The 15,214-nt window shown below is 73.0% G+C and carries 11 protein-coding genes; 9 read left to right on the top strand and 2 right to left on the bottom strand.

The features are described from left to right. Nucleotides 1-529: 529 nt before the first annotated feature. The 9 genes from MUK52_RS31285 (at nucleotide 530) to MUK52_RS31245 (ending at nucleotide 14,077) form a co-directional block, all read left to right on the top strand. A complete protein-coding gene (locus tag MUK52_RS31285) occupies nucleotides 530-1,321 on the top strand; it encodes a hypothetical protein (RefSeq protein ID WP_114059185.1) in 792 nt (263 codons plus the stop codon). Next, entirely contained in the window at nucleotides 1,318-4,413 is a 3,096-nt protein-coding gene (locus MUK52_RS31280) for a non-ribosomal peptide synthetase (RefSeq protein WP_284581832.1), read from the top strand. Before MUK52_RS31285 ends, MUK52_RS31280 begins: the two co-directional genes overlap by 4 nt. A 22-nt stretch (nucleotides 4,414-4,435) precedes the next feature. Beyond that, nucleotides 4,436-5,437, top strand: coding sequence for a methyltransferase (locus tag MUK52_RS31275; RefSeq protein ID WP_284581831.1), 1,002 nt, complete (start codon nucleotides 4,436-4,438; stop codon nucleotides 5,435-5,437). After that, the gene (fabD, locus tag MUK52_RS31270; protein ID WP_114059182.1) at nucleotides 5,437-8,754 is read left to right on the top strand and encodes an ACP S-malonyltransferase; all 3,318 of its coding nucleotides are present in this window, start codon (nucleotides 5,437-5,439) and stop codon (nucleotides 8,752-8,754) included. Before MUK52_RS31275 ends, fabD begins: the two co-directional genes overlap by 1 nt. A 71-nt stretch (nucleotides 8,755-8,825) precedes the next feature. Beyond that, on the top strand, nucleotides 8,826-10,079 hold the full coding sequence (locus MUK52_RS31265; protein ID WP_114059181.1) for a cytochrome P450 family protein: 1,254 nt from the start codon (nucleotides 8,826-8,828) through the stop codon (nucleotides 10,077-10,079). After that, a complete protein-coding gene (locus MUK52_RS31260) occupies nucleotides 10,079-11,284 on the top strand; it encodes a cytochrome P450 (RefSeq protein ID WP_114059180.1) in 1,206 nt (401 codons plus the stop codon). Before MUK52_RS31265 ends, MUK52_RS31260 begins: the two co-directional genes overlap by 1 nt. A gap of 11 nt (nucleotides 11,285-11,295) precedes the next feature. Further along, entirely contained in the window at nucleotides 11,296-11,715 is a 420-nt protein-coding gene (gene panD, locus MUK52_RS31255; RefSeq protein WP_114059179.1) for an aspartate 1-decarboxylase, read from the top strand. A 27-nt stretch (nucleotides 11,716-11,742) separates the two neighbouring features. After that, nucleotides 11,743-12,702, top strand: coding sequence for a class I SAM-dependent methyltransferase (locus MUK52_RS31250; protein WP_114059178.1), 960 nt, complete (start codon nucleotides 11,743-11,745; stop codon nucleotides 12,700-12,702). A gap of 34 nt (nucleotides 12,703-12,736) precedes the next feature. Next, entirely contained in the window at nucleotides 12,737-14,077 is a 1,341-nt protein-coding gene (locus MUK52_RS31245; protein ID WP_284581830.1) for an acyltransferase domain-containing protein, read from the top strand. Nucleotides 14,078-14,212: 135 nt separating this feature from the next. Here the strand turns inward: MUK52_RS31245 and MUK52_RS31240 are convergent, their stop codons facing one another. Continuing rightward, nucleotides 14,213-14,758 carry a DUF2087 domain-containing protein gene (locus MUK52_RS31240; protein WP_162793361.1) on the bottom strand — a complete coding sequence of 182 codons (546 nt, stop codon included), beginning with the start codon at nucleotides 14,756-14,758 and terminating at the stop codon, nucleotides 14,213-14,215. Nucleotides 14,759-14,835: 77 nt separating this feature from the next. Then, nucleotides 14,836-15,171, bottom strand: coding sequence for a DUF6204 family protein (locus MUK52_RS31235; protein ID WP_114059175.1), 336 nt, complete (start codon nucleotides 15,169-15,171; stop codon nucleotides 14,836-14,838). Between the last annotated feature and the right edge of the window lie 43 nt (nucleotides 15,172-15,214).

Raw genomic sequence — 15,214 nt, 5'->3', positions numbered from 1 at the left:
GCTGACCGGCAACCACGCCCGGGCCCCGACCCCTTCCCCCTGGGTCGGGGCCCGGTCGGCTGCCCGCACCACAGAACACCGTGATCCGGCCGGGGTCCGAGGGGGTGTCGGACCTTCGCATGTGGCGGCCGTCACGCGGCGAACCGGGACATCCCGGAAGTTCCGCCCAGGGGTCCTCGATGGGTGTCCAGGTGGCGTCCCATACGCCCGAAGGGGTGCGTGGCCTGTGAAACTTCCCGGAAATGGGGGCGGGTCGCGACAGGGATTGGCGGAAACCGCTCGCAGCGTGTCCGAAATGCTTGGGGTGGATATTCCCCGGGTTCGAAGTGCCCCCGACCGCAGAGTCGGCGAGCATGATCATCTGCTTGTGGACAGTGCCGATTGGCGACCCTAAGCTCTGCCCTGGCCTGGCCGGAGATGGTCGAGAAAAAGCAATCGACGAAACTTTTACTTTCGGGGGATCGATATGCCCAACCCCACAGTGTGGAATGTCGTTTCGGATGCAGGAGTCGACGCAGGCAGCGATATCGTGCTCGCGGCCGATTTCCCGGTGACGGGGCGGAACGAGGGCGGATTCGCCGATCTGGCGCCCGGTCTGAAGCTGGACTGCGACCTGTGGCAGACCGTCGCCCCGGTCCGCGACCCCGAGACCGACGCCTTGGACGACAGCTACCTGGAGCCCTGGCTCTCCGAGGTGGCCGCATCCGGCCGCACGGTTCGCGCCGTGCTCGGCTACTGCGCGGGCTCCGTCTTCGCCGGCGTTCTCGCCGAGAAGATCGGCGCACGGCAGCAGACCACGCCGCGTGTGGTGTTGTTCGACCCCGAGCTTGTCGATGTGCCCACCGTCCACCTCCAGTTCGGCCGGGTCATCGGCAACATGACCACCGTTCTGACCCCGGAGGAGACGGCTGAGCTGTCCGCCGCCGCCGAGCGCCTCGCCGATCGGCCCGACACCACTCCGGCCTCCTTCGCCGCCGGCCTGTACACGACCTTCCGCCCGATCGGCACCGCGGCGCTGCGGCGGGCCGGACTCGACGAGGACTACGCCGGCGAACTCGTGCAGCTGGTCGGCTCGTTCATGTCCTATCTCGGCACCGCCGCCCACCTCGACCCGCGCCCCGGCTGGAGCGGGGCCACGGTCGTCACCTCCGCCAGTGCGACCAGCGGGCTGAACCGGATGCGCACCACACCCGGCGTCGCCCCCATCGAGGTCGCCGACGAGTGGCGCTTCGAGGCCGAGCACCGGGACCTCCTGCGCACCCCCGCCATCGCCGAAGCCGTCGGCAAGGTCCTGGCGAGCCGCCCGGGAGAGCACGCGTGAGCACCGAAGCCGCGGCCGGCCGCGTACCGGCGGGCCGCAAGGAGACCACCCTCTGGCTCCTCGACGAGCTGGTCCCGGGCAGCGGCGCCAACAACCTGTCGCTGGCCCTGCGCGTGCGCGGCCGCCTCGACGAAGCCGCCACCGCGGACGCCCTGGGACTCCTGACGGACCGCTTCGAGGTGCTGCGCACTGTCTACCACCGGCAGGGCGCCGAGCTGACCAGGTCCGTCGTGCCGTCCCTCACCGTCGGGCTGGAGGAGGCGGAGCACCACGGCAGCGCGGAGGAGGAACGAGCCGTGCTGACGGCCTTCGTGGCCCGCCCCTTCACCCCGGACGGCAGCCCCCTGCTGCGCGCTCTGCTGCTGCACGGGCCGGACCACGACGTGCTGTGCCTGGCCGTGCACCATGCGGTGTCGGACGTGCAGTCGACGGCCATCCTGCGCGCCGAGTTCGCCACCTTCTACGAGGCGGTGCTGGACGGCCGCCGCCCCGTACCCGCCGTGGTGCCCGCCCTGCGCGAGCCCGCACCGTCCCCCGAGAGCCGCGGCTACTGGCAGGACCGCATGGCCGGCTTCCGCTCCTCCGGCCTGGAACTCCTCTGCGAGCAGCGCGACCAGCCCGTCACCACCCTCCGGGGCGACGAGGTCACCCACGTCCTGTCGGCCGAGGCGCACGCGGTCGTACGCCGCCTCCAGCGCGAGCTGCGGGCACCGGAGTCCGTCGTCCTGCTCACGGCCTACGCGGTCCTCCTTGCCGCGCACGGCGCCGGCCCCGACCTCACCATCGGCTCCCCCGTCAACACCCGCCCCCGCGAGGCGGTGGACGCGGTCGGCTACCACAGCAACCTCGTGGTCCTGCGCCTGCTCATGGACCGCAACGCCACCTTCCGGGACCTCACGGCCCTGACCCGGCGCACGTTCATGGAGGCGATGGCGCACAAGGACGTACCGGTCGACGACGTGCTGGACATGGTCGAACGCGACGGCTCCGGCTGGCGCAACGCGCTGTTCAAGCACGTCTTCAACTACGTCCCCTTCGCCGAGGACCAGCGCACCTTCACCCTCGCCGGAGCCGAGGCCGAGCTCCTCGTCGTCGAGAACGGATTCAGCCAGTTCGACCTGGAGTTCTTCGTCTCCGCCAACCAGGACGCCGCCACCGTGCGCGCGGTGTTCTACACCGGGGTCCTGGACCGGTCGGACGTCGAACTGATGGTCCGGCGCTACGACGCCCTGCTGGTCGCCCTGGGCACCGGGGCGGATACGCCGATCGCCTCCCTGGAGTACTGGTCCGCCCGCGACCACGAGATCATCGACGCCGCAAACGCCACGGCCCGCGCGATCGGACTGCCGTCGGTGCTCACCGGCTTCGCCCGCCGCGCCGCCGCCGACCCCGCGGCCGCGGCCGTACGGGAGGGCGACCGTACGGCCACCTACGGCGCCCTGTGGTCGGCGGCCGTCGACACGGCCGCCCGGCTGGCCGAGGCCGGCGTACGCCCCGGTGACGTCGTCGCCCTGCTCATGCCGCGCGGCGCCGCGCTGGCCGCCTCGGTGTTCGGCACCTGGCTCGCGGGCGCGGCCTACCTTCCCCTCGACCCGCAGCACCCCGCCGAGCGCCTGGCCTACCAGCTCGACGACACGCAGGCCCGCGTCGTCATCGTCGGCGCCGGCATCACCGCTCCCGAGGGCCGCACCGCCGTCCCCGCCGCCGACTGGGAGCAGGTGCCCCGGGTGCCGGTGGACGAGGCCGCAGTCAAGGCCGACCCCGACGGCCTCGCCTACGTGATCCACACCTCCGGCTCGACCGGCAGGCCCAAGGGCATCCCGATCCGGCACGGCAGCCTCGCCAACCACATCGTCGACTACGCCGACCGCTTCGGCGTCGCCGGCTCCCCGCGCCCCACCGGCTGGCTCAGCACGTACAGCTTCGACACCTCCTCGCTCGAACTGATGATGCCGCTGCTCCACGGCGGCCACACGGTGGTCCTCCCGGACGAGGCGCGCACGGACGGCACCCTGCTGGCCGCCGCCGTCACGGCCCACGACATCGGCCTGCTCCAGGCGACCCCCACGACGTGGCGGATCGTTGCCCGCGAGGCCGCGGACGCGATGGCCGGACGCGTCCTGCTCACCGGCGGTGAACCCCTGCCCGCCGAACTGGCCACCCGGCTGCTCGACGCCGGCGCCGACCTCTGGAACGTCTACGGCCCCACCGAGAGCACCATCTGGGCGACCGCCGGCCGCGTGCCGGCCGGCCACGGCGGAAGGGTCGACGTGGGCGCGCCCGTCGCCAACACCCGCATCTTCATCGCCGACCCCCGCGGCAGGCCCCTCCCGGTGGGCTTGCGCGGAGAGCTGTGCGTCGCCGGCGTCGGCGTCGCCTCCGGCTACCACGGGCGGCCCGACCTGACCGCGGAGCGCTTCGGCGAGAACGCCGAGTACGGGCGCTTCCACCGCTCGGGGGACGTGGCCCGCTGGCGGCCGGACGGCAGGATCGACCTGTTCGGCCGGATGGACCGGCAGGTCAAACTGCGCGGCAACCGGATCGAACCCGCCGAGATCGAGGCGGTGCTGCTCACCCACCCCGACGTCGAGGCCGCGGCGGTCGTGGTCGTCGGCGATCCCGGGGCGGACGGCTACCTGGCCGCCTTCGTCCGGGTCCCGGGCCGCCCCGGGGCCGTGGACGAGCTGTGGGACCACGCCCGCGGGCAGCTTCCGCGCTCGGTCGTCCCGCACCGGTTCATCGCCGTGGACGCCTTCCCCCGCACCGGCAGCGACAAGGTCGACCACCTGGCCCTCGCCGAGCAGGCGGCCCGGCACTGCGGCCCGGCCGTCGCCGGCCCCGGCGCGGAACCCGCCGCAGGCGCGCAGGACGACGACCTGACGTCCACCGTCGTCGGCCTCTTCGCCGAACTGCTCGACCGCAGCGACCTCGACGCCGGAGCGCACTTCTTCGCCAACGGCGGGCACTCGCTGCTGGCCGTCGCCCTCGCCCAGCGGATCAAGGACATCACCGGTGTCCGGCTCGCGCTGACCGACGTGTTCGAAACCCCCACCCCCGCCGCTCTCGCCGACCGGCTGCGCCGGCTCGTCTGACGGAACCGAAAGAGACGCTCGCATGGAAATCCTCAAGCTGGCCGTCAGCGGCTGGTTCGCCCGCGCCCTCGCGGTCGCCGCCCGCCTGGAGATAGCCGACATCCTCGACGGCGGATCGATGACCTCGGCCGAGCTCGCCGAGCGCACCGGGACCCACCCCGACGTCCTCCACCGCCTCCTCCAGATGCTCACCGTGCCGGGCGTCCTGGAGCGCGACGGGGAGAGGTTCCGGCTGACCGAGGCGTACGCGCCCCTGCGCGCGGACCACCCCTTCACCCAGCGCCACTTCGCGATCCTTGCCGCCGAGCTGTACGACGACGCCTTCGCCGCCCTGATGCACACCGTGAAGACGGGCAAGTCCGGCTTCCAGGAGGTGTTCGGGGAATCCCTCTACGGCTACCTGGAGACCCACCCCGAGACGGCGGACCTGTTCGACAAGGGCATGGTCGACCTGGCGGCGCCGGTGGCCCAGTGCCTGCTCGGCCAACACGACTTCAGCACCGTCAAGACGGTCGTCGATGTGGGCGGTGGCAGCGGCGGCCTGCTCCCGGGCCTGCTCGCCGCCCACCCGGACCTGCGCGGCACCGTCGCAGACCGGGCAAGTGTGTGTGCCAGGGGCCGCACGGCCCTGGAACGGGTCGCGAAGGAGGACGTGCTCGACCGCATCGACTTCGCCCCGAGCGACTTCTTCGTCGAGCTGCCCGCCGGAGCCGACCGCTACCTGCTGAAGAACGTGCTGCACGACTGGACGTACGAGAACTGCGTCCGGATCCTGCGCACCGTCGCCACCGCCATGGAGGACAGCCCCGCCGGTGCCCGGCTGCTCGTCGTGGAGCCTCTGGTGGAGAACGACATCGACGGGTGGCGGGCGATGTTCCAGGCCGTGGCGTGCGACGAGGGCACCATCGGACTCGACGAGCCCGCCATGCGGCGCGCCCTGGAGGAGGCCGGCTTCACCGTGCGGTCGGTCGGGCAGCTTCCCACGCAGCACAAGGTGTTCGAAGCCGCCCTGGGCGCCTCCTGATGCTCACGCCGGTCTTCCTGTTCGCGGGGCAGGGCTCCCAGTACCACGGCATGGGCAAGTGGCTCTACGGGGCCGACGCCGTGTTCCGGGACACCCTCGACTCCCTGGACGCGACCGTCCGCGAGGTCCGCGGCGACTCGGTGGTGGAGGCGATCCACGGCCCCGGCCGCGGCCCCGAGCACCCGATGACGCGGTTCTCCGTCACCCAGCCGGCCATCTTCATGGTCGAGTACGCGCTGGCGCGCATGCTGCAGGCCCACGGGTTCGAACCCGGCGCGGTGCTCGGGGCCAGCCTCGGAGAAGTCGCCGCGGCGGCCGTCGCCGGCGCCGTGGACCCGCAGGCGTGCCTGCGCTCCCTGCTGCGGCAGGTGGACGTCTTCGAGGCCGAGTGCCCGCGAGGCGGGATGCTCGCGGTCCTGGCCGACCGGCAACTCGCCGACCGCGACCCGGCCCTCGCGGGGGCCCACGTCGCCGCCGTGAACTCCCCGGAGAACTTCGTCCTGGCCGGCACCGCCGAGGTCCTGGACCGGATCGAACGGCATCTCCACACCACCGGCACGCTCTGCCAGCGGCTGCCCGTCCTGTTCCCCTTCCACTCACCCCTGATCGACCCCGTGGAGGGCGTGTTCAAGGACCTCGTCGGCGACCTGGCCATGCATCCGGCCGAGGTCCCGCTGATCTCCGGCACCACCGGCGCCTCCGTGCGGATACCCGACCCCGCGCACCTGTGGCGGGTGCTGCGCGAGCCCTTCGACCTGACCCGGGCGCTGGGACCCCTGCTCGAACGGGACGACCTGCTCTTCCTCGACCTCGGGCCCTCCGGGTCCATGGCGAACCTGGTGCGGGCGGCCCTGCCGGAGGGCAGCGGTTCCCGCGTCCTGCCGCTGATGTCCCCCTACGCCCGCGACGAGGTGCTGTACCGGGCTGTCCTCGACGCACGTTCCGGCCTCGCCGCCGTCCCCGCACGAATCGAGGTGAACCCCGTGAGCGCGCCCGCAGCGCCCACCGCGCACCGGTCAGCCGCCGCCCCGACGCTCCACGTCCACGTCTTCCCCGGGCAGGGCGCCCAGGCCAAGGGCATGGGCCGGGAGGTGTTCGACCGCTTCCCCGACCTCGTCGCCCGCGCCGACGCCGTCCTCGGATACTCCCTCCGGGAGCTGTGCCTGGAGGATCCGGGCCGGAACCTGCGCGACACCCGCTACACCCAGCCCGCGCTGTACGCGGTCAACTCCCTGACCTGGCTGGCGGCCGTGGGCGAGGGCGGACGCCTGCCGGACTACGTCCTGGGGCACAGCCTGGGCGAGTTCTCCGCCCTGTTCGCCGCCGGGGTCTACGACTTCGAGACGGGCCTGCGCCTGGTCGCCGAGCGCGGCCGGCTCATGGGGCAGGTCACGGGCGGCACGATGGCCGCCGTCTCGTACGTCGACGCCGCCCTTGTGGAACGGGTACTGCACGAAGAGGGCCTCGGCGACGTCGACATCGCGAACCACAACGCGCCCACCCAGACCGTGATCGCCGGTCCCGCGGAGTCGGTCGGCCGGGCGCTGCCCGCGCTGAAGGCGGCCGGCGCGCGGTGCGCGCCGCTGAACGTCAGCGCACCCTTCCACAGCCGCTACATGGCCGACGCCGCCGAGGAGTTCGGACGGCTGCTCGACGCCACCGCCTTCGCCTCACCGAAGATCCCGGTCATCGCCAACGTGGACGCGCGGCCCTACGAGGCGGGGGAGGTGGCTGCCACCCTGCGGCGGCAGATCTCCTCGCCCGTGCGCTGGACCGACAGCATCCGGTTCCTCATGGGCCAGGGCGACTTCACGGTGCGCGAGCTCGGCCCGGGGCAGGTGCTGACGAAGCTGGTCGCCCGCATCCGCGAGGAGGCGACACCTCTGCCGGCCGCTCCGCGGGGGCGGGGGCCGGCTCCTGCCGACCCGGTTCGCACTCCGCCCGTCCGTACCGGGCCGGCAGCCTCCGTGCCCGCGCCGGCAGCATCCGTACGCCCCGCCGCGGCCGCCGCCGGGTTGCTGGGGTCGGAGGACTTCCGGCGGGACTACGGCGTCCGCCTCGCCTACGCCGCCGGCGGGATGCGGCAGGGGATCAGCTCCGTCGACCTGGTGGCCCGGATGGCCGGGGCCGGACTGCTCTCGTACTTCGGCGCCTCGGGGCTCGCGCCCCGGGACGTGGCCGCGGCGGTCGCCGAGATCCGCGCACGCGTCCCCGCCGGGGCGCCGTTCGGAGTCAACGTCACGCACGACCCCTTCGACCCCCGGGCCGAGTCCGAGCTGGTCGACGCCCTGATCCGGGACGACGTGCGGTTCGTGGAGGCCTCCACCCACGTCGAGGCCACTCCCGCCCTCGTCCGGCACCGGCTGACGGGCGCCCGGGTGCGTGCGGACGGCACCGTGCACGTGCCCCGGAAGATCCTGGCGAAGGTGACCCGGCCGGACGCCGCCCGCCTGTTCCTGGAACCGCCGCCCGCCGCGCTCGTGGGCCGGCTGGTGGCGGAGGGCCTGCTCACCGCCGAGGAGGCCGAGGCCGGTGCACGCGTCGCGCTGGCCGACGACGTCTGCGCGCTCGGTGACGCCGGGGACCACTCCGACATGGCGACCCTGTGGGCGCTGCTGCCCGCGCTGCGCGGACTGCGCGCGGAGCTCGGCGGCGCGGCCGAGGCCGTGCGCATCGGCGCCGGAGGCGGCATCGGAGCCCCCGAGTCGGCGGCGGCCGCCTTCGTCCTGGGCGCAGACTTCGTCCTCACCGGCTCCGTCAACGCGTGCACCGCCGAGAGCGGGACCAGCGCGGCGGCGAAGGACCTCCTGCAGGAGGCGGACGTCCACGACACCGCCTTCGCGCCCTACGGAGACCTCTTCGAACTCGGCGGCCGCGCACGGGTGCTGCGCAAGGGCGTGCTCTTCCACGCCCGCGCGGGAAGGCTCCACGACCTGTGGCGCAACCACGACGCGTGGGAGTCGGTACCCGCCGCCGTGCGCGCGAAGGTGGAGCACGACTACCTGGGCGCCTCCTTCGAGGAGGTCCTCGCCCGCGTCGGCGGCTCCGCCGACTCCGCCCTCGACCCCAAGCGGCGCATGGCGCTCGTCTTCCGGTGGTACTGCGCCCAGGCGGCCACATGGGCGATCGAGGGCACACCGGGCCGCGTGGCCGACTACCAGATCCCCTGCGGACCGGCCCTCGGCGCCTGCAACCGCTGGCTTGCGCCGACGCCGCTTCGCGCATGGCCGCATCGGCACGCCGACGAGCTCGCCGACCGCCTGATGGACGAGGCCGCGGAGATCGCAGGCGGCGGCCTGCGAAGCCGCAGCTCCTGATCCCCCGGGGCACGGCGGGGCCCCGGACAACCCCCACGATCGTCATTCCCAGCAAGAGCGAGGCACACCGCATGACCGAGACCCCGGCCAAGGAACCCGGCACCGGATCCGGCGACCTGGCGAGCGAGTTCGACCTGTCCGACCCGAAGTTCATCACCGACCCGGAGGCGGGAAAGCGCTGGCTCGGCGGCCCCCGGCCTGTCTGCCGCGGCAAGTTCGCCGACGGCAGTGACGTCTGGGTGGTCACCGGACACCACGATGTCAGGACGGTGCTCGGCGAGCCGACCCTGCGCAGCCGCCCGCCGGGCGACTCCCACCGCCAGAGCATGCTCAGCCGGGGCATCCCCGAGGACATCGTCGACATGTTCGACTCCACCCTGCTGACCATGGACGGTGCGGACCACATGAGGGTCCGCCGCCTCGTCACCCGCGCCCTGTCCGCACGGCGGATGCTGGCTCTGACCCCCGCCGTGGAACGCGTGGCGGAGCGGCTGCTCGACGGCCTCGCCGACAAGGCCGAGCCCGACCTGATCGCGGACTACGCGCACCCGCTGGCCATCATCGTCATCTGCGAACTCCTCGGCGTGGACGAGGAGTACCGCGAGCAGTGGCGGGAATGGAGCGAGACCCTCGCACAGGCCCTGCGCCCCAACCCGGAGCAGTTCGCCCCCGCCGTGCGGGGCATGGCCCGGGTGACCCGGGAACTGATCGCCGCCCGCCGAGCCGAGCCGCGGGACGACCTGATCTCCGAGCTGGTGCAGGTCCACGAGGAGGACAGCGACCGGCTGAGCGACGACGAGCTGACCGCCCTGGCGATGGTCCTCGTGCAGGCCGGCCACGAGACCGTCCGCAACCTCGTCGCCCTCGGGGTCTTCACCCTGCTCCGGCACCCCGACCAGCTGGAACTGCTGAAGAACGACCCGTCGCTCGGCAGCCGGGCCGTCGCCGAGCTCGTGCGCCACACCGCGCCGGTGAAACACACGTTCCGCCGCTTCGCCACCGAGCCTGTCGACATCGGCGGGGTGAAGGTACAGCCCGGAGAGGCCATCCAGGTGGTACTGGCCGCCGCCAACCGGGACCCGGAGGTCTTCGAGGAGCCCGGCCGCCTCGACATCACCCGCGAGCACAACCCGCACCTGGGCTTCGGCCGCGGCGCGCACTACTGCCTGGGTGCAAGCCTCGCCCTGATCGAGGGCGAGGTCGCCCTGACCGCACTGTTCGGGCGGTTCCCCGACCTGGCGCTGGCCGTCGACCCGAGCGAGATCGATCCGCCCTACCTGATGTCGATGCAACGTCTCCCCGTCCGCCTGTCACCGGAGGTGTGATGCCCGACAACGTCCCCACGGTCCCGGGTCTGCCGATGACCCGGGGCCGGTGCCCCTTCGACCCCGCGCCCGAACTCGGGGCGCTCCGCGCGGACCACCCGGTCGCCCGCATGGAGTTCCCGGACGGGCACGTGGGCTGGCTGGTCACCGGCTACCCCCAGGTCCGCAGACTCCTCGCCGACCCCCGGATGAGCTCCCGGGCGGACGCGCTGCGCTCGCCCATCCCGCTGCCCATGGCCTCGGACCGGACCGAGCCGGCTCCGGGCATGTTCACGGCCATGGACCCGCCGGAGCACACCCGCTACCGGCGGGCGGTGGCCGGCTGGTTCTCGGCGCGCCGCACCCGCACCCTCGAACCCCGGCTGAGGGAGCTCGCCGACAGCCACCTGGACGCCATGGCCTCCGGCCGGGGCGGGGGCCCGGTCGACCTGGTGACGGGGTTCGCCGAGCCCATGGCCGCATCGGTCATCTGCGAGCTGCTGGGCGTGCCCCTGTCGGAGCGCCCGGCCTTCGCCCGCGCCATCGCGGCACTCTTCGCGGTGCACTCCAGCGCTGAGGAGGCCATCGCCGGCTGGCACGCCGTCACCGGCCTGCTGCACCGGCTGGTCGAGGCCAAACGCGCCGAGCCTGCGAACGACCTGATCGCCGCCCTCGTGGCCGAGGGCCGGCTCTCGGACGAAGAGATCGTCACGGTCGGCGCCGTGCTGCTGACCGCCGGCTACGACACCAGCGCGAACATGATCGCCCTGGGCACCTTCGCGCTGTTGGAGCACCCCGAGCAGGCGGCCGCGCTGGCCGCCGACACCTCTCTGGCCGAACGGGCGGTCGAGGAACTGCTGCGCTACCTCACGGTCGTCCACGCGGGCGGCATCCGAGCCGCGGCCGAGGACCTGGAGTTGGAGGGACACCGGATGGCGGCCGGGGACGCGGTCTCGCTCTCCTTCGCGGCCGCCAACCGCGATCCGGCGCTCTGCGCCCGGCCTGACGAACTGGACGTGACCCGCGAGCCCGTGCCGCACCTCGCCTTCGGGCACGGCATCCACCAGTGCGCGGGCCAGCAGCTCGCCCGGCTGGAACTGAGGATCGCGTTCGAGGCCCTGTTCGGGCGCTTCCCGGGGCTGCGCCTCGGCGTCCCCGCCGCCGAGGTCCGCACCCGCCCGGACATGGTGATCTACGGCGTCCACGAGCTACCGGTGACCTGGTGAACGGAGAGCACATGCTGTACCGAGAGATGTTCAAGTCCAAGATCCACCGGGCGACCGTGACCCAGGCGGACCTGCACTACGTCGGCTCCGTCACCATCGACGCCACCCTGATGGCCGCCGCGGACCTGCTGCCCGGCGAAAAGGTCGACATCGTCGACGTCGACAACGGCGCCCGCCTCAGCACGTACGTCATCGAGGGCGAGGCCGGCAGCGGGGTCATCGGCATCAACGGCGCCGCGGCCCACCTCGTCCACCCCGGCGACCTCGTCATCATCATCTCCTACGCCTCCATGAGCGAGGAGCACGCCCGCTCGTACCGGCCGAGCGTGGTGTTCGTCGACGCCGACAACCGGCCCGTCACGACCGGCACCGACCCCGCCGACGTACCCGACGGATACGGCCTGGTGCGCGGCGACACCGTCAGCGCCTGACCACCCACCTGCTCATCGGAGACCCACATGAGTGCCACCCCTGACGTCATGACCGCCTTCACCAGCGGTCTCGCCGACATCAACCTCGACGAGTCCGGCACCGCCCGCCGCGGCGCGAACGCCGCCGGCATGAAGTCCGCCAGCGCCACCATCTACGACATGGCCGCGACGCTCTCCGGCCACGGCGCCCTGTGGAACTGGGGCATGCACGACCCCGCACTGGTCGAGGAGATCCGCGCCCGCGTGCCCGGCTTCGGAGAGCCCTGGACCGACGGCTTCAGCGAGCAGCTGTACTTCCTCGCCCTGCGCGAACTCCCCATCGCACTCGACGACTACGCCGGCCGCCACGTACTGGAGGTCGGCTGCGGCATGGGCGAGGGCCTCAACTTCCTCTCCCGCATCGCCCCCGGCGCCCGCATGACCGGCCTCGACCTGTCACCGAAGGCCGTCGCCCGGGCCACCGCCACCCTGTCCCGCGGCGACGAGCTCGCCTTCGTGCACGGCGACGCGGAGGAGCTCCCCTTCGAGGACGCCTCCGTCGACGTGCTCGTCAACATCGAGAGCTCGCACACCTACCCCGACCTCGGTGCGTTCCTCGCCGAAGCCGCACGCGTGCTCCGGCCCGGCGGCTTCCTCAGCCACATCGACGTCTACACCCGGCAGCGCACGGAGACCATGCGGCGCACGGCGGAGGCGACCGAGGGCCTGGAATGGACGGCCGACCACGACATCTCGGACCGGGTCCGCGCAGCCGTACGCCGCCGGATGGCAGCAGGCAGCCACTTCCGGACCACCCTCGGCAAGCAGCGCATGAACCCGCTGGTGCGCCAGATCGCCGCGCACAGCCAGATCCTCATGTTCGGCGGCATGTTCGCGGGCTACCAGCCGCCCCCCGCCATCAAGGCGCTCAGCAAGCTGGGCATCGTGCCGTGGATGAGCGGACTGCCGATGGAGAGCTACCGCCACCGGATCGCCGTCCGCCGATGACACACCGCCCGGGCCGAAACCGAAAGGGGGACGCATGAGCCCACGGCTGTTCGCCGTCGCCGCCGACACCGAGGAGGTGCTCCGGCTCCTGCTGGGCGCCCACCTCGACAGGATCCGTGCCGGACGTGCCCTGCCCTCGCTCGCCCGGTACTGCCGCGAGGCGGCGGCGGGGACGGCCGGAGTCCACCGGATCGCCTTCGCCGTCGACTCGTACGACGAGCTTCGCACGCAGCTCGAAGCGGCCTGTGCCGGCGAGGTCGGGCGGGTCCCGTCCCACGTCACCGCCCGGCGGCCCGGACTGGTGTTCGTCTTCGCCGGACAGGGCGCCCAGTGGTACGGGATGGGACGCGAACTCCTCGCACAGGAACCCGTCTTCCGGGAGGCGCTGCTCCGGTGCGACCGGCTGATCGGCGAGTTCGCGGGCTTCTCCGCCGTCGAGCAGCTGAAGCTGCCGGCCGGGAAGGCCAGGCTGGACGAACTGGACGTCCTCCAGCCGACGATGGTCTCCCTCCAGATCGCCCTGACCGCACTCTGGCGCAGCTGGGGGGTCACCCCCGACGCGGTCGTCGGGCACAGCATGGGGGAGATCGCCGCCGCCCACACCGCCGGCGGCCTGACCCTGCGCGACGCTCTGAAGGTCGCCTGCAGGCGCAGCGCGCTGCTGCGCCGCATCTCCGGCAAGGGGGCGCTGGCCACGACGGAACTCTCGCCGGCCGAGGCGCAGGCGGTGGCGGAGGCGAGCGGCGGCGGCGGGATCAGCGTGGCGGGGGAGAACAGTCCCCGCTCCACCGTCCTGGCGGGCGACTCGGACTCGCTCGCGGCGCTCGTCGGCGAGTTGGAGGCCAAGGACGTCTACTGCCGGGTGATCAAGGGAACGGTCGCCTCGCACAGCCGCTACGTGGAGGAGCTGCGCGAGGATCTGCACGAAGCCCTGCGTACGGTGGTGCCGGCCCCCACGCGGCTGCCGATGTACTCGACCGTGACGGCCGAGCCGGTGCGGGACGCGGGCCTGGGAGCCGCGTACTGGATGCGCAACCTGCGGGAACCGGTGCGGTTCGCGGCAGCGGTCGAGCATCTGAGCGACGCGGGACACGAGGTGTTCCTGGAGGTGAGTGCTCATCCGGTGCTGCTGAGCCCGATGCGCCAGACTCTCGAACACGGGGAGCGGCAGGGGTGGCTGCTGCCCTCCGGCAGGCGGCGGGCGGAGCTCCGCTCCATGCTCACCTCGCTCGGGACCCTGTACGCCTGCGGGCGCGAGCCGAACTGGGCGGCGCTGTTCCGCGAGGAGGGGCCTGACGCCCTCACCCCGTACCAGGCCGCCGTACTGGAGGCGGCGCGCCGGCCCCGGCCGGTACCGGAGGCGGCGCGCCTGTAGGTTCCCGCGTAGCAGCCGGGGGAGCGGGCGGAGGCCGGCGCGCCCGACGCCGGCCTCCACCGCCCCGACCGGGTCGTGAAGGGCCGGCGTCCCGCCGTGCGGGCGGCGTCCCGGCCGGGGGGTGGCCGCCCGGTGTCAGGCGGTGGCGGCGGTGAGGCCGTACAGGCCCGCCTCCCGGCGCAGCACCCCCACGTCGACGAGGGCCCGGCGCAGTGACACGGTGTCGAGGACACCGCTCTCGCACCACGGCTCCAGACGGTCCGTCACGGTGCGCTCGTCGTACTCCTCCCCGGGGGTGAACGTGGCTTCCGCCACGTGCCGCAGCACGGTGTGCCGCGCCGCTTGGTCGGCCTCCTCGGGCAGGGCCACGAGGACCCGGTCCCGTACGAAGCCGCGCAGCCGGGCGTCGGGCTGAGCGGCCGCGGCCTCCTCCTCCCTGCGGTGGGCGGCGGCCCGCCCGGCCTCCTCCAGGGCCCCCTCGTTGACGACGAGCCGGCCGCGGCCCTCGGGCACGAGCAGCCCCGTCCGGGTCAGCTGACCGATGGCCTTGGCCGCCACGGGGGTGTCGAGCCCGGCGGCCGTGAGGATCTCGGACGAGGTGGCCGAGCCGAGCGCGACCGCGGAGAAGACGCGGCGCAGAGTCGGGTCGGCCATCGCCAGGGTGAATTCGTCAGGTGTCATCGCAGTGTTCCGCATCCCTGCCGGTGCGGGCCGGCACGGCGCCGGCAGCGGCGCCGTGCCCGGCCTGGACCTTGGGGTCAGCGCCCCTTCCGCTTGATCTTGATGCTGGCGAGGTCGGTGGAGACCGACTTCAGTTCGACGCACCCGGCGCCGAGCTTGGCGACGGCCGCCACGGCGAGCTCCTCGGCCTTCGACAGGACGAGCTGCTCGGTGTCCTCGTCGGTCGCGGGGATCAGCACGCGGAAGGTGAACCCGTGCAGCCCTCGCTCGTAGTTGACCGTGCCCTCCTCGGTGAACCGGGCGCTGAGCACGCCGTGGTCGTCGACCTGGGCGAGCAGCGCCGCGCGCTGCTCCTCGTCGAGGGGAGCGAACTTGCCCCGGGTGAGGACCTGGTAGGTCGTGCTTCTGCTCATGATGGACGGTCTCCCGTTGTGGTTCGCTGATGTGAGTGGGTGT

Origin of the sequence: Streptomyces sp. 2P-4 (assembly GCF_030167965.1) — a bacterium.
Classification (GTDB): domain Bacteria; phylum Actinomycetota; class Actinomycetes; order Streptomycetales; family Streptomycetaceae; genus Streptomyces; species Streptomyces globosus_A.
This window is presented reverse-complemented; position numbering and strand designations above follow the sequence as displayed.